14 protein-coding genes are annotated in these 19,210 nt (G+C 47.9%); 5 read left to right on the top strand and 9 right to left on the bottom strand.

Features of this window, described 5'->3' with window-relative positions:
* Positions 1–60 precede the first annotated feature (60 nt).
* From SHEWANA3_RS18700 to cutA, 3 genes are all read right to left on the bottom strand, one after another.
* Positions 61–1,704, bottom strand: a complete 1,644-nt coding sequence (locus SHEWANA3_RS18700; RefSeq protein WP_011718357.1) for a cation:proton antiporter family protein — start codon at positions 1,702–1,704, stop codon at positions 61–63.
* 152 nt (positions 1,705–1,856) lie between these two features.
* Positions 1,857–3,698 (bottom strand): protein-disulfide reductase DsbD, encoded by a 1,842-nt coding sequence (locus SHEWANA3_RS18695; protein ID WP_011718356.1) that lies wholly within the window; start codon positions 3,696–3,698, stop codon positions 1,857–1,859.
* The gene (gene cutA / locus SHEWANA3_RS18690; protein WP_011718355.1) at positions 3,695–4,018 is read right to left on the bottom strand and encodes a divalent-cation tolerance protein CutA; all 324 of its coding nucleotides are present in this window, start codon (positions 4,016–4,018) and stop codon (positions 3,695–3,697) included. The genes SHEWANA3_RS18695 and cutA overlap by 4 nt, the downstream gene beginning before the upstream one ends.
* A gap of 223 nt (positions 4,019–4,241) precedes the next feature.
* On the opposite strand from cutA, the gene SHEWANA3_RS18685 reads away from it, so the two are divergent.
* Together SHEWANA3_RS18685 and SHEWANA3_RS18680 are read left to right on the top strand one after the other, a co-directional pair.
* Complete coding sequence (locus SHEWANA3_RS18685) at positions 4,242–4,862, top strand: FxsA family protein (RefSeq protein ID WP_011718354.1); 621 nt, start codon at positions 4,242–4,244, stop codon at positions 4,860–4,862.
* 177 nt (positions 4,863–5,039) lie between these two features.
* The gene (locus tag SHEWANA3_RS18680; protein WP_011718353.1) at positions 5,040–5,420 is read left to right on the top strand and encodes a hypothetical protein; all 381 of its coding nucleotides are present in this window, start codon (positions 5,040–5,042) and stop codon (positions 5,418–5,420) included.
* Positions 5,421–5,597: 177 nt separating this feature from the next.
* Here SHEWANA3_RS18680 and SHEWANA3_RS18675 read toward each other — a convergent pair whose 3' ends face one another.
* Positions 5,598–8,681, bottom strand: coding sequence for an efflux RND transporter permease subunit (locus SHEWANA3_RS18675; protein ID WP_011718352.1), 3,084 nt, complete (start codon positions 8,679–8,681; stop codon positions 5,598–5,600).
* 3 nt (positions 8,682–8,684) lie between these two features.
* A complete protein-coding gene (locus SHEWANA3_RS18670; protein WP_011718351.1) occupies positions 8,685–9,767 on the bottom strand; it encodes an efflux RND transporter periplasmic adaptor subunit in 1,083 nt (360 codons plus the stop codon).
* A gap of 129 nt (positions 9,768–9,896) precedes the next feature.
* On the opposite strand from SHEWANA3_RS18670, the gene SHEWANA3_RS18665 reads away from it, so the two are divergent.
* Complete coding sequence (locus SHEWANA3_RS18665) at positions 9,897–10,892, top strand: LysR family transcriptional regulator (RefSeq protein WP_011718350.1); 996 nt, start codon at positions 9,897–9,899, stop codon at positions 10,890–10,892.
* Here the strand turns inward: SHEWANA3_RS18665 and SHEWANA3_RS18660 are convergent.
* A complete protein-coding gene (locus tag SHEWANA3_RS18660) occupies positions 10,889–12,247 on the bottom strand; it encodes an MATE family efflux transporter (RefSeq protein ID WP_011718349.1) in 1,359 nt (452 codons plus the stop codon). The genes SHEWANA3_RS18665 and SHEWANA3_RS18660 overlap by 4 nt on opposite strands.
* Positions 12,248–12,474: 227 nt before the next feature.
* Between SHEWANA3_RS18660 and SHEWANA3_RS18655 the strand changes: the two genes are divergently transcribed.
* Together SHEWANA3_RS18655 and groL are read left to right on the top strand one after the other, a co-directional pair.
* Positions 12,475–12,765, top strand: a complete 291-nt coding sequence (locus SHEWANA3_RS18655; RefSeq protein ID WP_011071021.1) for a co-chaperone GroES — start codon at positions 12,475–12,477, stop codon at positions 12,763–12,765.
* A 57-nt stretch (positions 12,766–12,822) separates the two neighbouring features.
* On the top strand, positions 12,823–14,460 hold the full coding sequence (gene groL / locus SHEWANA3_RS18650; RefSeq protein WP_011718348.1) for a chaperonin GroEL: 1,638 nt from the start codon (positions 12,823–12,825) through the stop codon (positions 14,458–14,460).
* Between the two features lie 501 nt (positions 14,461–14,961).
* Here the strand turns inward: groL and SHEWANA3_RS18645 are convergent.
* The 3 genes from SHEWANA3_RS18645 to SHEWANA3_RS18635 all read right to left on the bottom strand — a co-directional run bounded on the left by SHEWANA3_RS18645 (position 14,962) and on the right by SHEWANA3_RS18635 (position 19,034).
* Positions 14,962–16,428, bottom strand: a complete 1,467-nt coding sequence (locus SHEWANA3_RS18645) for a hypothetical protein (protein WP_011718347.1) — start codon at positions 16,426–16,428, stop codon at positions 14,962–14,964.
* Positions 16,429–16,505: 77 nt separating this feature from the next.
* Positions 16,506–18,119: an IS1634-like element ISShes12 family transposase gene (locus SHEWANA3_RS18640; RefSeq protein ID WP_011715680.1), complete on the bottom strand. Its 1,614-nt coding sequence runs from the start codon at positions 18,117–18,119 to the stop codon at positions 16,506–16,508.
* A 108-nt stretch (positions 18,120–18,227) separates the two neighbouring features.
* Positions 18,228–19,034: an NYN domain-containing protein gene (locus tag SHEWANA3_RS18635; protein ID WP_011718346.1), complete on the bottom strand. Its 807-nt coding sequence runs from the start codon at positions 19,032–19,034 to the stop codon at positions 18,228–18,230.
* Positions 19,035–19,210 lie beyond the last annotated feature (176 nt).

Genomic DNA, 19,210 nt, shown 5'->3' with positions numbered 1-19,210 from the left:
GTTTTATTCATCACTAAAATGAGTGACTGCTGAACTAAAGCCTATTCAGCAACGCCATTTTTAGGCGAGGGCAGAGCCTTGTTTTTGAGTCTCTTCCTGAGCTTCGGCATCGGCCTTAGTTTCAGAGTCTGGCAATAGCTCATGAACCACATGGTCGACGAAACCCGCACCCGCCGCTTCGTACAAGTTATACACACTGTGCACGCCTGAGCTTCTCAGTGACGCGGCATCATCGCCGTATTGCACTATGGCGCTGAGTTTGCCTTGATAATTCAGCTTCTTGAGCTGCTCAACGGCGAACAGATTCCCCGCATGGTGTGGCATCGCTAGCAGCACTAACTCAAGGTTTGGTGCTCTATCTAGCTTCTCCCAAAAGTCGGTGTCCGAAGCATCCCCTTGCACCACGTTGCGGCCATTGGCGCGGTGTAAATCGACCAATTCCTGCTTGTGTTCAATCCCGAGGATTTCACCGTCGAAACGAGCGCGCAGTTCATCGTAGGCACCGCTACCAATACGACCCATACCTAAGATTAAAAAGCGCGGATTGCCAATGGCAATCGGTCTGTCTTCTGGGTGCAGTGGTGGCTTCTCGAGTCGTACCAGACGTTGTTGGAATCGTTGGTAAATATTCCCCACTGCCGTATTGAGTGGCGCGGCAAATAGGAAGCTGAAACTTAAGGCAACGGCGATAATCACCAGCCATTGTGGTGGTAGCCAACCTTTGCTGGTGGCGACCGCTGCGACGATAAGGCCGAACTCAGAGAAGTTACCTAAGTTAAATGAGGCCAGCATAGAGGTGCGCGAACGCAGTTTAAATCGCGTCAGAAGGTAGACGAATAACAGGATTTTTAACGGCACTAACAGCACTAATAAGGCCGCGAGCACCACATCGGATACCGTAGGTAAACCATTGAGGCCAATGGTTAGGAAGAAGGCAACAAGGAAGAGTTCTTTAAAGTAGAACAAGGATTTAGCCAGCTCGGAGGCCTTTTTATGCCCAGCGAGTAAAATGCCTATGATAAGCGCGCCAAGATCCGGTTTGAGGCCGACGGACTCAAACAACCAAGCGCCGACAACCAGCGCCATCACTAATCCGAATAACACTAAGAGCTCGCCGTGACCAACACGGTCGAAGGCTTTGTAAATCAGTGGTTTTGCTAGAGGTAACAGCAATAACGCCAGTGCCCAAACCGATGGAACAGCGCCCTTAGAAATGGTTAAGAAGATGACGGCAAAAATATCCTGCATAATCAGGATACCAATGGCGACACGGCCATAGAGGGACTGCACGTCGCCTTTATCTTCCAATACCTTAATCGCGAATACCGTACTGGAGAAGCTGAGCGCAAAGGCGATTAAAGACAGTTGTGCAATGCCCAAACCATCGAGTTGGCTAAGGCCAATAAAGCCGAAGATTTTGAGGATAGGAATAAACAGCACCATAGAGAGCACTAAATGTATGCTCGACCCGGCCCAGACTTCGGCCTTAAAGAGGCTGCGAATATCCAGTTTAAGACCAATGGCAAAGAGTAATAAGGTGACCCCAAGGTTAGCGAGTTCTTGCAGCAGGGGCAGGCTTTCTTTCTCAATACCAAAAACAAAGAGTACAAAGCCTGCCACTAAGTAGCCGATCAGGGGAGGCAGCCCTATGCGGCTAACCAGCATGCCGCAGATAAGTGTAATGATAAGAATAGCCGGTTCCATAATGCTCCAATCTAAAAAGTCCACGTTAAACAGGGATTGTATAAGAAATCGATGACAGCGTGATAAAAAAGCGGACTTTTAATGAAAAAAGTCCGCTTTTTATTGGTTTTACGCTAAAACGGCGCAGAGATAAATTGGCGTTTTAGCTGAGATTATTTCACTAAGTGATCTAAATGGGCGGCAAATTCCTTCGGTCCCATAAAGCCAGTCACTCTTAAATCTTCCCTCTGCTCACCTTGCTCGTTAAACATCAGCAGCGTCGGTAGGCCCAGCACATTGTATTTCTCTAGCAGTGCCACATCCACGGCATCGCTCTTAGTCACGTCGGCCTGTAATAACACTATCTTGTTCATCCGCACTAGCACTTCGGCGTCCTTAAAGGTGATGGCCTCAAACTCTTTACAGGCCACACACCAATCGGCGTAGAGATCCAGCATCACAGGCTTACCCGCAGCGGTTGCGGCGGCGATTTCACGGTCTAAATCTTCAATAGATTTAATCCGTTTAAAGCCGTGCTCCTGCTCGGTTGTCGCCACAGTGCCCATTGGCGCATGGGTAAAGCCAAAGTGGCCCATGACCGCTTGGAAACCGTAGGAGAAACTGGCCAACAGCGTGAGTGTCAGCAGCACTGAGCGCACGGTTTGTTTCCAGTTGAAGGCGCTGAGTTTGTTTTGGTGCATCAGGTAACCGGTGAAGCTAATGCCCCAGAGTGACCAGAGCACATCGGAAACCACACCCGTCCAAATACGGCCAAGCATCACAATCGATACGGCAATCAGGAGGAAACCGAACACGGTTTTAATGATGTTCATCCAAGCGCCAGCGCGTGGCAGTAACTTACCACCCGAGGTACCAATGATAAGTAGCGGCACACCCATACCCATGCTCAGCACGTAGAGCGCGAGGAAACCTTGCAATAAATCACCGGTTTGCGCCACATAGACTAAGGCGCCTGAAAGTGGGGCCGTTGTACAAGGTGAGGCCACTAATCCCGATATCACCCCCATCAAAAACACGCCAACTAAATTGCCGCCCTTTTGATTGTTTGAAATCGAGTTCATCTTCTCCTGCCAGCTTGAAGGCAGTTTGAGATCGTACAAGCCAAACATGGATAAACTGAGTACAAAGAACAGGATAGCTAAAAAGATCAGCACGGCGGGATGTTGCAGCGCCGCTTGATATTTCATCCCCGCAGAGGCAACCACTAGACCTAAAATCGAGTAGGTGATCGCCATACCCTGCACATAGGCCATCGACAGGGTAAAGGCCTTAGCGGTCGAGAGTTTTTGCCCTTGGCCAACAATAATGCCCGATAGGATCGGGTACATAGGGAAGACGCAAGGCGTGAGCGCCAGACCAATCCCTAGGCCGAAGAAGATCACTAAGGTCCAGAGTAAACTGTCGTTAGACAGCATCTGGCTTAGGCTATCCTGCTGGGTAATAGGTTGGCTTGGGACGCTGCTAGTTTGCTTAGCGTCAGCAGTGGCGGCAGACTCAGAATTTTCGCTGCTGTCTGTACCAGTCGCGATTTGGCCATCATTGGCCGCGACAGCTTTTAGGGTGACATCGCGCTTGGTCGGTGGATAACAGAGTTTACCCTCGGCGCAGCCCATAAAGGTCACGGTTAAGGTGCCGTTATCATCGGCTTGTTTCAGGCCAACGGGAATATCGATATAGGTGTAGTACACCTCTTGCTCACCGAAATATTCGTCGTTGTGGGGTTTGCCCTTTGGCAGATCTATGGTGCCAAGTTCGGCGCCATTGACACTAAACTTAAGCTTATCCCGATACATATAGTAGCCGTCGGCAATGACCCAATTGAGGGTGACCTTATTGCCTTCCTGCTTAAAATCGAAGGCAAAGGCTTGATCGACAGGCATTAACTCTGGCTCACTTTTTAGAAAACCGAAGCTATTGGCGAAGGCATTGCTACTTTGAGTTAAGGGCGCAAGCAGCAGTAATGCGGTGAAGATAAAGCTAAGTAGTTTTTTCATGGCTGAGTGTTATCTTTTATCCAATCTAAATAGGCTGGTAGCCCGTGAGTGACGGGTACGGCAATAATTTCAGGCACTTGATAAGGGTGGAGTTGAAGCACAAGCTGTTCTAACTCGGCATAGCGGCTTTGTAAACATTTAATGTGTAAGCTAATTTCTTGCTCCTCACAGATTTTTCCTTCCCATGCATACACTGAGCGGATCGGCGCCGAGATATGCACGCAAGCGGCAATACGCGCTTCCACTAAGGCGTGGGCGATGCGCTTTGCCTGAACTTCATCTGGGCAACTGGTGCTGACCACTAAATACTGAGCTTGCATGGTGTGAGGTATCGTCCCTTAACAATCTTAAACTTCGCTTAAGCCTATTAGGCTAAGCTACTTTACGTGCTTTTATGGTCTCATACATTAACTGGGTAACAAAAGAGTGAACTAAATATCAGAAGTTTCACTCCTTTACAGACTGCTCCTGCCGAATGACTTGAATTAAGACCGGATAGCCCCCATTTAGTTTTCAAGTAAGCGAGATAAATCTGAGGTCGGTATGTTTTTAATCCTGTTTTTATTATTTGTGCTGATCCCAGTTGTCGAACTGTCAGTGTTAATCCGCGTGGGCGAAGTGCTCGGCACTTGGACCACCATTGGTCTGGTATTATTCACCGCCGTATTGGGTGTGTCCCTCGTGCGTAGCCAAGGGCTGAGCACGCTGATGCAAGTACAGCAAAAACTCACGCGAGGTGAGGCGCCTGGGCAGGAAATTGTCGAAGGCATGATGTTAGCCATGGCGGGGGTATTGCTGGTTATTCCAGGCTTTGTGACTGATTTTATTGGCCTATTATTACTCACACCCTTAACGCGCCGCCCGATTGCCGCCTTAGTGTTTAAGCGTATGCAGCTGCGGGTGGTATCCGGTTTACAGGGTGGTATGCACGGCGGTTTTGGTGCAGGCCCATTTGGTCCGCATTCTGGCTCGCAATCGAATCCATTTGGGCAGAATCCCTTCGAGCAACATACGCACTCCGACGGCAATGTGTACGAAGGGGACTTTGAGCATAAGGCTGATCCGAGCGATAAACGCCCCGAGAGTCATCAATTAACGGAGAAAGACTGTGACGCGAAAGTGCATGAGCCTAACGACACTCAGCCCAAAGATCCAAAATCTTAATCATTTATCCTGACAGATTAAGCCGTTACTCACGCAATATTCTACAAGCTCCCACTGGTGCAAACCTCTGGGAGCTTGTTTTTATGCGCGTTGTCGCATGGGTAGCTTAAGTCGGTTTGCTTCAACTTAACGACGTACTATAGTAAAGCTCGAACATATTATTCATGGAGGTTGAATATGAATCTGACTAAGTTAAAGCTGATTTCGGGATTGTTGTCTGTCGTAACTTGCTCGCTGATTACCTATAGCGCAGTCGCAGGGCCCTTAGATCCTAATTGCGACCCTGAAAAAGTCGCCAAGAATGCGGCGGTCAAGGCGACTACGGGCGTGAGTGGCCGCTGTACACCAGAAAAAGCCGCCGAACGTACGGCGAAAGATGCTAAAGATGCCGTTGGCGATGCTAAGGATAAAGTCACTGATTCGGTCAGTGATAAGGTCGATGATATCAAACCCGACGATAAGTTATCCGACAAAGCTGCCGATGCGCTTAAGCAAGACAAGCACGATAAAAAAGAGGGTGTCGATGCCAAGAAAGTGGTGAAAAAGGTCGTCAACTAATACCTAGCACTATGGTCATCCGCCCTTACTGCGCCTAGATTTTGTCGATAACCAAGATGAAATCTAGGCGTTTTTGTTTTTGAGGTTAAGTGGTTAATTGAAGGGAAGAAAGGGCCAATCGATGAGTCATACCACATCGATCGGCCACGCCGGGAAGCGTTTAGGGGGAGTGGCGGGCTAGTGCTGCTCGCTCGCCACCGCATTCGGTTTGATATTAAAGGCGAGGCTGTACATCACTGGCAGCACAATAAGGGTCAGCAGCGACGCAAAACCTAAACCAAAGATGATAGTGATCGCCATCGAGCCGAAAAAGGCGTCGGGGATCAGCGGGATCATCCCGAGCATGGTCGTGATCGCTGCCATCATCACGGGGCGTACACGGCTGACACTCGAATCGACTAAGGCGATATAGGCCGGCTTGCCTTCGTCAAGTTCTAGGTTGATTTGATCGACTAACACAATGCCGTTTTTAATCACCATGCCCGATAGACTCAGCAGCCCCAGCAGTGCCATAAAGCTAAAGGGCGCGTCGAAAATCAGTAATCCCGCCGAGACCCCAATCAAGGCCAGTGGTACGGTAAACCAAATCACTAAGGGTTGGCGTACCGAGTTAAACAGGAACACTGTGATTAAAAACATCGCCAAGTAGCCTAATGGAATCGAGCTAAATACCGCAGTTTGGGCTTCGCCAGCGGTCTCATACTCGCCGCCCCATTCGAGGTGATAACCCGCGGGGATACTGATGGCTTCAACCTTATCCTTCACTTTACGGAGCACAGAATCGGCGGTTTCATCGCTGCCAAGCTTTGGATCGGCCAGAACCGCTAACATCCGCATCCGGTCACGACGTTTCACTAAGGGGTTTTCCCACTGGGTTTCAAACTGGCTTACCACTTGGGTAGCTGGCACAAAGGTGCTGTGCTCGCTACTCCAGATTTGCAGTTTCCACAGGCTGTCCGCCTGCAAACGCTCTTCGGCGGGGGCACGGGCAACGATGGGCAGTAAATGGCTGGTTTCGCGGTAAAGGCCAATCTGTTTGCCGCTAAAGTTGATAAGCAGCGCATTATCCAGATCCTGCTTACTGATCCCGGTTTCCCTCGCCTGCGCATTTTGCAGCTGTGGACGAATTAAAGGCACTTGGTTGCGCCAATCATGGCGAACGCCATCCATACTCGGCTCAGCATGGAAAATCGCTTCGGCTTGAGCGCCCAGAGCACGCAGCACTTCAGGATCATCACCGTAGAAACGCGCCTCAATCTTCGCGGCCGGAGACGGGCCGTTTTCCATATTCTTGAATCGATATTGTGCCTGCGGGAACCGTTGATTTAGCTGTCTTTCTAACTCAGACATATAGACTTTGAGCGACGCTAGATCCTCCATCTCGATGATCAACTGGGCAAAGGCGGGGTAACCTTTTTCCGGTTGATAGGGCAGGACGAAACGCTGTGCACCTTGGCCAATCACTGTGGTTAAGTGTTTAAGGCCACTGTGTTGCTCCTCGGCTTGCTTGAGTAGCAGCTGCTCAATATCGGCGGTGAAACGTTCTGTACCTTTGATATCCGTGCCTTCAGGCATCCAAATATCGACAAAGAAGATGGGCGTGTTTGACGCTGGGAAGAACACATTTTTGATATGGCCAAAGCCAATTACCGCGGTAACAAGCATAGCGCCGACCAATAAAATGCTGGCTATTCTAAAACGTAGGGCAAAGGTTAAACTCGCGCGGTATAAGCTGAAGAACCAACCTTTGTAAGGATCCTGCTCTTCATCGTCTGCTGGGGCGTCTTTAAACAGCAAGTGACAGAAGAAAGGTGTCAGGGTGATCGCGGTAATCCAACTGATAAATAAAGAGATCATCAACACTTGGAACAGCGAGCGACAAAACTCACCCGCGGCATTTTGCGATAAACCAATCGGCGCGAAGGCGATAATCGCGATCACTGTGGCGCCAAGCAGCGGCCACTGGGTTTGCGTCACAATTTGTTTAGCGGCTTCGAGGCGAGTCTTACCCCGGCGCAGGCCAATCAAAATACCTTCCGTCACCACAATGGCGTTATCGACCAACATACCAAGTGCAATAATCAGGGCGCCGAGGGAGATCAGTTGCAGCTCAATACCCAGTACTTTCATCACGATAAAAGTGCCGAGAATCGTCAGCAGCAGGATTAAGCCCATCAGTAAGCCTGAGCGCAGGCCCATAAACAGCAGCAGTACGGCAATAACGATGGCGATTGATTCTAATAGGTTGATCAAAAAGCCATTTACAGTGTCATCCACCGCCAGGCTTTGGTTATAGACCGTATCTAAGTTCATCCCAATTGGGCGTTGTGACTCCAACTCGGCAAGGCGCTCACTAACGCTTTTACCTACTTCGACTACGTTGACGCCACTCGAAAACGAAATCCCCAAGGAGAGGGCGGCTTCGCCACGGTTGTGATAGAGCACATCTGGGGTTTCATCGTAATCTTTTTCTATATGGGCAATGTCGCCAAGATAGATAAGCTCGGTGCTGCCGGGCGGACTGACGATCAGACGCGCAAGATCCTGCACACTGCTAAATTCGCCCGTGGGATGAATGCGAATACGATTATCGCCAACCACTAAACTGCCCGCATTAGAAACCACGTTCTGATTGTTAATCAGGCCGTAGATATAGCTTTGATCTAACCCCAATGCAGAGAGTTTTTGTTGTGATATTTCAATCACTACCTGTTCGGTTACGCTGCCCGCGACAGAGACTTTTTTGACCCCAGGCACCAGTACCAGTTCGCGGCGCAAATAGTCGGCATAGTTGCTTAATTCGCGGTTGCTATAGTCAGGCCCTGAGAGATTAAACAAAATGCCGTACACGTCGCCAAAGTCGTCATAAACCTTGGGCGTACTAGTGCCGGGAGGCAGTTGTCCTGCGGTGTCGTTCACCTTACGACGCACCTCATCCCACACCTGTGGCAGGCTGGTTTTATCGTAGGTTTCTTTGATCTCTATTTGGATCTGCGACAGGCCCGCACTATTGATTGAGGTCACGTGCTTAACCGCATCGAGTTGCTGCAGTGCATCTTCGAGGGGAAGGGTGACTTCTTCTTCCACTTGCTCGGGTGAGGCCCCCGGATAGGCGGTGATCACTAGGGCTTCTTTAATGGTAAATTCTGGAAATTCTAATTGCCCAAGACCGGTAAAACTCACACCACCGCCCACGAGCAGCAGTAGCACAAACATCCAGCTAATCACTTTGTGGCGGATGGAATACTCAGCAATGTTCATGAATTACACTCCGCGTTGCCAGCGTAGTGGCTTCACTTTCATTCCGTCGGATAATTGGGATACCCCCGCGCTGACAATCAAGTCACCTTTGTTGATGCCGCCTAAGACTTCAATGCCTTCGGTGGTGACTCGGCCTAAGGTCACTGCCGTGGGTTTAACTTCGCCCGATTGCGCTTGATAGACCCAGACTTGAACTTGGCCATCCTGATCGCGTTTATCGATGGCGGTGACTGGCACTATGGCCGATGCGGTTTGATCTGGGGTTTTCACTAAGGCGAGGGTTAACTCGGCGCTCATGCCCGGAAGTAATTGAATATCTTTAGGTTGAGGTAAGGAAAACACCACTTCATAGGCCTGAGTACCCGGGGTCACTTGGGTCGAGTATTCTTTGAATTTCGCATCAAACTCCATCCCTGCTAATGCGCTAAAACGCACCTTAGCGGTAAAGTTTTGCTGCTGAATATAGTTGTTTAAGCTTGCCGCCATCGCCTCGGGAACTTGAATGCTAACATCGAGCAAGCTGTTGTTTTGCAGCGTTAAAATCCCTTGGTTGGCCTGTACGATTTGGTGGTTATCCACTAAACGTTTGGCCACAGTGCCACTAAAGGGAGCAATAAGCTTGGTATAACTTAACTGATCACGGGCGGCGGCCAAGGCCGCTTTGGCCGATTTAAGCTGCGCTTGGGCGCTATCAAACTCGGCTTGGGAGATTAACTTGCGCTTGAGGAGTTCGGTTTTACGCTGAAAATCCGCCGCCAAGAGTTCATGCTCGGCTTCGCGGGTCATTAAATTGTTATAGGCATCCCTGTCGTCGAGCTTAGCCAAGAGGCTGCCTTGGCGGATCTGTTGCCCTTCCACTAATGCGAGATCTGTCAGCTCGCCTGAAATCCTAAAGGATAACTCGGCGCGGCTATTGGCACTGACGCGGGCCGGAAATGTCCTAAAATCTCCCCCTTCGAGTTGCATCACCTCAAAGAGTTTTACCGGACGAATAGCACTCGCCTGTACTGAGCTTTCCGCGGGTGTACAGGCCGTCAGTAGGGCAGGCAACAAAGCCGCCAAGGGGAGCAGTCGATATGATTTCATGGTAGGGGAGTCCTCGATAACAATTTATCAGCATTTCAGGGGCGCGAAGATAACAGCTAAATTTGTTGCAATAAACGGGATACTTTTGGATTATGAATCCCACATAATGAGATTGAAATTAAGTTAAAGATGAAGACAGAGGACTTAGCGTTATTTCACCGCATAGCCGAAACCGGCAGTTTGATTGAAGCTGCTGATTTGCTTAACTTACCTAAATCGACCGTGAGTCGCCGCTTGCAGGCGTTGGAAGATGAACTGAATATCAAGCTATTCCACCGTCAGAGTCGTTCGATGACGCTCACCTCCGCGGGGAGCCATTTTTATCAACGCTCGTTAAATATCTTGGCGCAGCTCGATGAAACCCTGTTCGAGATGACCAATGATGATGCCGAGATCAGCGGTCATCTGCGGATCCAAATGTTCCCTATCCACAGTATGAATGTGTTGATGCGGGCGATTTTCCGCTTTATGGATTTACACCCAAGATTGACGGTGGAAGTGATCAACAGCGCCGAATCCGTGGATATGGTGAAGAACAACCTCGATGTGGCCTTTGTGGTGGAACCCGCGCTAGATACCTTAGATCTAGTAGTGCGGCCTATCTTCACCACGGATCTGCGCTTCTATGCCAGCCCTGAATACCTCGCCGAGCACGGCACGCCGAGAACTCCGCAGGAGATTGAGTCCCACAATGTGTCCTTGTTTAGACTCTCAAATGGCAAAATCTTCAATGAGTTATGGATTGGTGCCGAGCAGGAAGTGAGAGTGAGAGGCAATTTTTGCTCTAACAGCGTCGAAGTCGCGGTGGAGTTTGCCCTGCAAGGGCGCGGAATTGTCTATGCCCCGACCGAAGTGGTGGCCGAGTATGTGGCAGCAGGGCAGCTAGTTACCCTGCTACCCGAGATTGACCCACATCCTGGTGAATTTTATTTAGCTTATCCATCAAGACGTTATGTTAGTCTTGCCAGCCGTCGATTTATTGATTTTATCTTGCAAGAACTCGCGCCTGGCGGCGTGCCCACCAATATGAGTCAAGAGGGGATCGCCACTCGCCGAGTTTGTAAGGCCTCCGAAGAACCCTTCCTGCAAAATGATTTACGCTTTCGCCAAAAAAGCACTTCTTAAATAGCGTCGGCGGTCGTCACCTTAGCGGGTTCGCAAATGCGCTGCGCCAGATAATAACAAGCAATCCCCATCAAGAGGTTGGTGATGGGGAGCGCGAGCAACAAGCCTTTCACCCCATCGATATAAGACCCCAGCGCCGCCAACGGCAGCATCAGCAGCACTAAGCGGCACAGGTTAATCACTAACGAGCTCATGGGTCTGTGGTACGCATTCAGTGCCGTGGCAAAGATGATCACTATGCCGAGCGGGCCGTAGGCGCAGGGCAAGACCAGAATATAAAAACTTAACCACTCTAGCACCTGCGGATCGGTACTGAATAAATGGGCAAGTGGCTGGGCGAAAAATGCCAGCGGAATATAGAGTAAGGTTTGGAATACAAAGATAAATTTAAGCGATAACAGCAACGCCTGTTTCGCCCTTTGAGTTTGGCCTGCCCCGAGGTTTTGCGCGATAAACGGCATCAGGCTCGACGAGAGCGCCATCACCACAATCAAGAGCACAGATTCTAAACGGGTGCCCGCACCAAAGGCCGCGACGGCACTGTGGTCGATATGCGCCAGCATCGCCATAATCACCGCATTGGCGAGTGGGTTGATTAAATTCATCAGAGCTGCGGGCTGGGCGATATGGGCGAGTTTACTCCAGTTGGCGCGCATTCTATCGATATCAAATGCCGCCCATTCCAACATATTGCGCTTAATAATCAACAAATAACCCGAGAGCGACAGGGCTATCAGCCAAGAGAACAGGGTTGCAATCGCCGCGCCTTGGATCTCCAAGCGTGGGAAGGGCCCAATGCCGAAGATTAATAAGGGATCGAGTATTAAGTTAATGATCGCCGCCAGCGCCATAATCATCGCAGGGGAGCGAGTATCCCCAGTCGAGCGCAGGCCTTGATTACCCACCATCAATAGCACCAACAGCGGCGCGCCCACATACCAATACATCATATAGTCGTGGATCAGCGGCAAGCTGGTGTCATTGGCGCCAAGCAAACTAAAGAGCGGCTTAATAAAAATGCTACCTAGGGCGGATAAGCTGGCGATAAGGATAAAGGTTAGCAGCAGCGCATCGTGCAGAAACACCTTGGCGCGTGGGGCATTGCCCGAGCCTATCAGCCTGCCAAGGTTAGTGGAAACGCCGGCACCAATCCCAATGGCGATGCTGGAAATAATCAAAGTCACCGGAAAGGTAAAACTGATCGCCGCTAAGGCTTCGGTCCCTAACTGACTGATAAAAAAAGTGTCAGCGAGGCTAAAACCTAGAATGGTCATAATGCCAATCAAGTTGGGGAGGCTCATGTTGAGCAGTACACGACCAATTGGCGCGCTAAGCAGCCCGTGTCTGTCTTTCATGGGGAAAATGGTGCCTTGTTTGCGAGCGGAGGCCGAATTCTAGCAGGATTGTGCCCGCTTGAAAAAACTGACATCAAAAATTTGAATTTTTTTTTGTAAAGGCACTTGGATCTGGCAGGGGCTAACCCCATATCACAGACATCAAAGGGGACGCCGAAAACGCTTCCTCTTTTTCATCACAAAATCGCCTCGATTGTTGGGCATTAAATCATTAGGAGAGTTCATAGATGAATATTCGTCCATTACATGACCGCGTAATCGTTAAGCGTTTAGAAGTTGAATCAACTTCAGCGGGTGGCATTGTATTAACCGGTAGCGCCGCTGAAAAATCGACTCGCGGAGAAGTACTGGCAGTAGGCAACGGCCGTATTCTCGAAAATGGCACTGTAAGACCACTGGATGTGAAAGTAGGTGATGTAGTGATCTTCAATGAAGGTTACGGTGTGAAGAAAGAAAAAATCGACGGTCAAGAAGTCTTGATCCTGTCAGAAGCTGACCTGATGGCCATCGTAGGTTAATCCACGACATCAATTCGACATTCCAATTAATCATCAAAAATTTAAAGGATACTCAATATGGCAGCTAAAGAAGTTGTATTCGGTAATGACGCACGCGTAAAAATGCTGGCTGGTGTAAACATTCTGGCTAACGCAGTAAAAGTGACCCTAGGCCCTAAAGGCCGTAACGTGGTATTAGACAAGAGCTTTGGCTCACCACTGATCACTAAAGACGGTGTGTCTGTTGCAAAAGAAATCGAATTAGAAGACAAGTTCGAAAACATGGGCGCGCAAATGGTGAAAGAAGTTGCTTCTAAAGCCAACGACGCCGCCGGTGACGGTACCACTACTGCAACCGTTCTGGCACAAGCCATTGTGACTGAAGGTTTAAAAGCCGTTGCAGCGGGTATGAACCCAATGGATTTAAAGCGCGGTATCGATAAAGCTGTTGCTGCAGCCGTTATCGAGCTGAAAAACCTTTCTCAAGATTGCGCCGACTCAAAAGCTATCGCTCAAGTAGGTACTATCTCTGCTAACTCTGACGAGTCAATCGGCCAAATCATTGCTACTGCAATGGAAAAAGTCGGTAAAGAAGGCGTGATCACCGTTGAAGAAGGTCAAGCACTGGAAAACGAACTGGACGTAGTAGAAGGTATGCAGTTCGACCGTGGTTACCTGTCTCCATACTTCATCAACAAGCCAGAAACTGGCAGCGTTGAATTAGATCACCCATTCGTACTGTTAGTAGACAAGAAAATCTCTAACATTCGCGAACTGTTACCAATCCTTGAAGGTCTGGCAAAAACTGGTAAGCCATTACTGATCGTTGCCGAAGATGTTGAAGGCGAAGCCTTAGCAACCTTAGTTGTGAACAACATGCGCGGTATCGTGAAAGTGGCCGCGGTTAAAGCGCCAGGCTTTGGTGACCGTCGTAAGGCAATGCTGCAAGACGTGGCGATTTTAACTGGCGGTACTGTAATCGCTGAAGAAATCGGCTTAGAGCTTGAAAAAGCAACCTTAGAAGACTTAGGTACTGCTAAACGTGTTGTGATCACTAAAGACAACACCACCATCATCGATGGTAACGGTGAGCAAGCGCAAATCGAAGCGCGTGTTAGCCAAATCAAGCAACAAATCGAAGAATCAACTTCAGACTACGACAAAGAAAAACTGCAAGAGCGTATGGCTAAACTCGCTGGCGGTGTTGCGGTCATCAAAGTCGGTGCAGCGACCGAAGTTGAAATGAAAGAGAAAAAAGCTCGCGTAGAAGACGCGCTGCACGCAACTCGTGCTGCGGTTGAAGAAGGCGTGGTACCAGGCGGCGGTGTAGCGCTGGTACGTGTAGCTTCTAAGATTGCTGACGTTGAAGTGGCTAACGAAGACCAAAAACACGGTGTGGTTATTGCCCTACGTGCAATGGAAGCGCCACTGCGTCAAATCGCAACCAACGCAGGCGAAGAAGCCTCTGTTGTGGCTAACACTGTGAAGAACGGCAGCGGTAACTACGGTTACAACGCGGGTAACGACACCTACGGTGATATGTTAGAAATGGGTATCCTTGACCCAACTAAAGTAACCCGTAGCGCACTGCAATTCGCAGCGTCTATCGCAGGCCTGATGATCACCACCGAAGCTATGGTAGCTGAACTGCCAAAAGCTGATGCGCCAGATATGGGCGGAATGGGTGGAATGGGCGGAATGGGCGGTATGATGTAATTTTTGCTGGTTTAAATCGGTGATTACGGCGTTGCTGCTCGCTCACATACAAACAACGTATGCTACGCTCACAGCGCCTTGTACTAACACGATTTATCCTGCGCAAAAACATCTGCGGTCTTTAGCTTAATCGCTTAAAACCCAAATTCTTATAAATAAAAACCCCGATACTGGCAACAGTATCGGGGTTTTGTTTTTGGCGCTGATTGCGCCAGAGTGCCTGATAGTTTCTTTTTGTATTTGTGTTGCTAATAACGTGCAGCATCGCTGCTAAGGTCTGTGTCCCCTAATTGCTTGCCGCAGGCTCTCGCACTGTTACACCAGTGACACGCCGTAGATACGTCCGTGTAGGCTCTACTAAAACATCCATGTTTTAGAAGGTCACTGGTGCAACAATGCTAGTTTTGGTGTAACCATTGAATGAAGAGTTATACCTGCACATCTTTCATTGACCACGACATCTTTTAGAAGGGTTGCTTGTTAAATTTCTTTGAGTGAAATTTATCTCTTTTGATTATCATCGAGTAAATCTTTTTCGTCATTCAAAGAGTCTATAGCTTCATTAACTTTACTATCTTGTTCTTTTAGCTGATGTGTATTTTTTTCAACTAATTTTTGAGCTACCTTTCGTACTCCTGGTATTTTTGATAATTTTTCTATTGAAGTAGCTAACTGAGAGCTTCTATCTAAAACCTCCATCAAAGGATGGTCACTTTTGTCATAGTTTGATATTAGTTTTCCTGGGTTTTCTGCGTTTACATCTAATAAATTAAATAATAGTTTGTTTTTTAATTGAGAGTGAGATATTTCTTCTTTTATATTGTTTATTTGGGTTGATAAGCCTTCATATGTTTTACTTAACACTTCTTTATGGGTGTATTCTTCTATTAATCTTTTTGATAGATTTATTTTCTTGTTATTTGAAATAGCAAGCCACATAATAGGTAGGTAAGCTGGCAGTAAACCTAAAATGACCTGCGGTGTATCTTTTAATGCTTCAGTTAATTCCTTGCCATTTATTACCATGAAAATATTAATTCCTATAGGGATTAATGATATTGCCATTAGGCCTAAAATACATTTTACGAATGTTTTGCTTAAATTTAGGTAATTTTCCTCTTCCGCCTCTTTTTTAGCTTGATATGCAGAGCTTAGACCAGTTGTTAATGCTCTTGGCAGTAAAGAGTTTATCTTCCCCTCGATTGATTTTATTAACTCTTCTTTTTCTGTTATAAATTTATCAATTTTATTAATGCTTGTGCTTATAATCGAGTTTAGCTCTTCAGTGTTAGTCTTTTTATATTTTGATAACTCTGTGTCTAATGTTGAAATTTTTTCATTTAGTTCTTCATATACATTTTCGAGTAGTGCTAGTTTACCCTCATTAACCGAAATGTTTCCATCTTCATCTTCTTCCTCGAAACCATATATTTCAGTGTAAGCTTCATCAATCTTGTTTTTTAATTCCATAGAAGATGTAACAATGGATTTTACCTTGTTACTATTTGTTTGTATTAGATTAGCAGATGAGACTGTATTCTCTAAAATATTTTCAAGGTCTGTGTATTTTTCTAATATTTCTGATATTGATGAATACTTATCTTGACTGCATTCAATCCATTCATCCAATTCTTTTATTTTAATTTCTGCGCTGGAGTGAAGTTTTTCTGCGTCTGAGGCTAAAGAACTTGCGTTTGTTACCGTGTCTTGGAAAATTATAAACTCATTTGTTACTTTGTTTTTTATAATTAGAATTTCTTCGCTTGTTTTAATTGCTTCATTTTTTGATTCCAAAGCTCTATTTTTGTATTCAGTTACTTTTCTTGAGGAGTAATTTGCGTCTCTTTGGGCCTCTGAAGCTGATTTTAAAATTTCACTTTCTAGTGTTGAGAATTTTTCATCTATAAGTCTTTCAATGTCAGCAAATTTATTCCATATGTGCTTTTTTTCGTTGTCAAACTTATCCATTTAATTGCCTTTTTAAGGTGGTTTTGTTGTTTTGTAAGATTGGTTAATTTGCATTTAACCGACTTTCCGCACCTGATTTAGGAATAAATTTGCCGATACCGTTCGCCTAACACGTCGAGAATGATCTGCTGGTCCACTGTGAGTCCTGTGACTTGAGGTGGCGCCTCTCCCAACTGGTACTCGTGCACCCCGCCAAAGCGTAAAAAAATCCACCGCGCAGTCGGTTTTTGCGTGGGTTTCTTTTTCATGTCCGCCACACTCCGGTTCTGCTCTACTAAGCCCTGCCGGATCCGGTGCTCCAGCGCCGCATAAATCATCAGGCTACAGGTCATCACCATCAGCAACGCTTCGATACGTTCCGGTTTTTTAAGATATAACGAGGAGGTTAAAAATTCGGGACTTTTCAGAAACCTAAAACCACGCTCGACATTCTGCTGGGCTTTATAGGTAGCCAACAGCTCAGCCATGGTGAGCGTTTCACTGTGATCATTGGTCGCGAGGATGAACACCCCTGTCTGGTTGCGCGCCTCAGCCACCCGCGCCAAGCTACTTGCGGCTAACCCCTTGATGTGAAATTGGTAGTTCACCGGCATTTCACCCTTTTGGGGCCTTCCGCGCCCTGCATAGATAGGTTCACTCACGACTTCTGCTTCTAGTTGCAGCAGATTTAAGCTGACAGCAAAACGGGCTAATTCAGCCTGCGCATCGGTCTCGCAGGCAAAACGCTGGGCACATAATTTGTTGAAGGCTTTCAGTTCACGCGTGCTGTCTTTCAGTAGGTTTTTGGCTAATGTTTGCTGCTCACGGTGGCTGGCCTGTTCGCTGCGCACCAGCAACCAACGCTGCGCGACGTCGGCATAATTGGCGCTTTGCCAACAGCCATGATAGCCATTGCCCAGCGCAACCAGCGACTGGGTGCCAATGGTTGCCACGGCTCGCTTGGCTTCATTGAGGGTGACAGGCACACGAGTCACGAACAACTGTTGCTGTTGTGCCAGTAGTTGCAAGGTGTCGGCGCAATACAGCGCCGCATCGCCGACCAGATAACGACTCTCCTGCGCGGCCTTGAGACTGCTCAAGTGGCGCCGTACCGTCTGGGCAAAGGCCTTGGTATCATTAATATTACCACTCAAGGCTTGCATGTAGATGGGCAGGCCGGCCTGATTTTCACAGATAAGCTCCAGGATAACCTGGTTTAGCTCTGGCCGATGGTCGCGGCTATAGCCCCGTACCAATTGCAACTTACCGAGCTGCTCGCCATCGGCTTGGTCATAGGCGCCATCGACGTGGAAGCTGGTGATATCGAGGTGTACTGCAGTACTTTTGAGCCCCAATCGTTCAACGACCTGCTCCGCCATCACCTGATAAAGCGTGCTGACATCGGCCTCAAAGAGGGCATCAAGGCAGCGGCCGAGCACATCATCATTGAGGTCATCGGCACAGATCCCCGGGCCAATCAGGCGTTCTACAGGCTTGTTGGCAAAGAATTGCGGGAACATGTGCAAGGTCGAACTATGAAAGCCAAGACCGTTCAGTATCATCGCCACCAACGCTTCACCATGTGAGACTTTGTAGGGCGGCGTTTTGGGTAGCACCGCATCAATCATGCGAGCAATGCCGAGTTCTTGGCAAAGTGCAGCGACCAAACCAAGGTGGTCGAGGTTACGGATAGAGATAGCGGGAGCGGCCATGATGAATTACCTGCAAAAGAGAGTAATAGATCAGAATGACCGATCGCCGTCAAGTTTTTTAAATCGAAAATTAGGTGCGGAATGACGGATTTAATTTAATGGCAGGTTTCATCTTCCATTCTTCTTTGCGCGTTTGATATCTCTTACCCATAGCACTGAGCCGTGGGTTTTACGCATTTCGAAGAGATCGATTGCGGCAAAGAGATCGCTGAGTTTTTTAAATCCGTAGTTTCGCTGATCGAACGAGCTGTGATTGGAGATATGTGAACCAATTGGGCCGAGTTGTGCCCAGCCATCTTCCTCTTCGGTTGCTTCTATGGCCTGTCGCAACATATTGAGCAGTTTGGTGTCACTTTTTAAATTACATTTTTGTGGTGTGGCGATTTTGGGCTGAGCTTGCTCGGTTTTACTGATTGAGTCAGGTGCCGTTGGTGGAGGCTGAGTGGCTTCTGATATCACTTCAATTTCTTCTGCGACGACTACAGGTTCAGCGTCGAGGTAGAGGAAGCGAGAGCAGCTATTTACGAAAGCGGCTGGCGCTTTACGTTCTCCGAAACCAAAAACGGTTTTACCGTCGGCTAAGGCTCTGGTTACAAGGGGAGTAAAGTCGCAATCCGAAGAAATTAAGCAAATAATGTCTATATCCTTTGTGTAAAGAATATCCATAACATCAATAACTAAAGCGATATCACTGGCATTTTTACCTTTGGTTAAATCGAATTGTTGGATGGGCTGAATGGCATATTCATGGAGAATTTCTTCCCATGGCTTTAGGTTCGGGCTTTTCCAGTTGCCATAGGCCTTTCGAATACTGATGAGACCGTGTTTTGCAAGCTCAGCGAGTACCACGTCAAACTTTCTGGCTGGCGCATTATCGGCATCAATAAACACCGCAATTTTTTCTTTATTCTGCATGTGGGTTCCAACGAATGTAGTTGTTTTACTCGTTCATAAGCAGGGAGGTCGGTTTTAGCTTTGAGTTAATGACGGTGCTTTTATCCAAGTATGTAAGCACGCTACCGCCCATGGCACTTGCTACCAGACAGCAAATACAGACAATAAATTTTAAGAAAAACAATAGTAAAGCTATC

The sequence above is a fragment of the Shewanella sp. ANA-3 genome (assembly GCF_000203935.1).
Taxonomy (GTDB): Bacteria; Pseudomonadota; Gammaproteobacteria; order Enterobacterales; family Shewanellaceae; genus Shewanella.
The sequence above is the reverse complement of the archived record's forward strand: the minus strand, read 5'-3'. Positions and strand labels throughout refer to the sequence as shown.

Excerpts from the sequence above, each read along its gene's own strand:
- groL (WP_011718348.1), top strand. The coding sequence starts at position 12,823 with ATGGCAGCTAAAGAAGTTGTATTCGGTAATGACGCACGCGTAAAAATG.
- SHEWANA3_RS18635 (WP_011718346.1), bottom strand. The coding sequence starts at position 19,034 with ATGCAGAATAAAGAAAAAATTGCGGTGTTTATTGATGCCGATAATGCG.
- SHEWANA3_RS18685 (WP_011718354.1), top strand. The coding sequence starts at position 4,242 with ATGTTTTTAATCCTGTTTTTATTATTTGTGCTGATCCCAGTTGTCGAA.
- SHEWANA3_RS18640 (WP_011715680.1), bottom strand. The coding sequence starts at position 18,119 with ATGGCCGCTCCCGCTATCTCTATCCGTAACCTCGACCACCTTGGTTTG.
- SHEWANA3_RS18700 (WP_011718357.1), bottom strand. The coding sequence starts at position 1,704 with ATGGAACCGGCTATTCTTATCATTACACTTATCTGCGGCATGCTGGTT.
- SHEWANA3_RS18645 (WP_011718347.1), bottom strand. The coding sequence starts at position 16,428 with ATGGATAAGTTTGACAACGAAAAAAAGCACATATGGAATAAATTTGCT.
- SHEWANA3_RS18670 (WP_011718351.1), bottom strand. The coding sequence starts at position 9,767 with ATGAAATCATATCGACTGCTCCCCTTGGCGGCTTTGTTGCCTGCCCTA.
- SHEWANA3_RS18655 (WP_011071021.1), top strand. The coding sequence starts at position 12,475 with ATGAATATTCGTCCATTACATGACCGCGTAATCGTTAAGCGTTTAGAA.
- SHEWANA3_RS18660 (WP_011718349.1), bottom strand. The coding sequence starts at position 12,247 with ATGAAAGACAGACACGGGCTGCTTAGCGCGCCAATTGGTCGTGTACTG.
- SHEWANA3_RS18695 (WP_011718356.1), bottom strand. The coding sequence starts at position 3,698 with ATGAAAAAACTACTTAGCTTTATCTTCACCGCATTACTGCTGCTTGCG.
- SHEWANA3_RS18680 (WP_011718353.1), top strand. The coding sequence starts at position 5,040 with ATGAATCTGACTAAGTTAAAGCTGATTTCGGGATTGTTGTCTGTCGTA.
- cutA (WP_011718355.1), bottom strand. The coding sequence starts at position 4,018 with ATGCAAGCTCAGTATTTAGTGGTCAGCACCAGTTGCCCAGATGAAGTT.
- SHEWANA3_RS18675 (WP_011718352.1), bottom strand. The coding sequence starts at position 8,681 with ATGAACATTGCTGAGTATTCCATCCGCCACAAAGTGATTAGCTGGATG.
- SHEWANA3_RS18665 (WP_011718350.1), top strand. The coding sequence starts at position 9,897 with ATGAAGACAGAGGACTTAGCGTTATTTCACCGCATAGCCGAAACCGGC.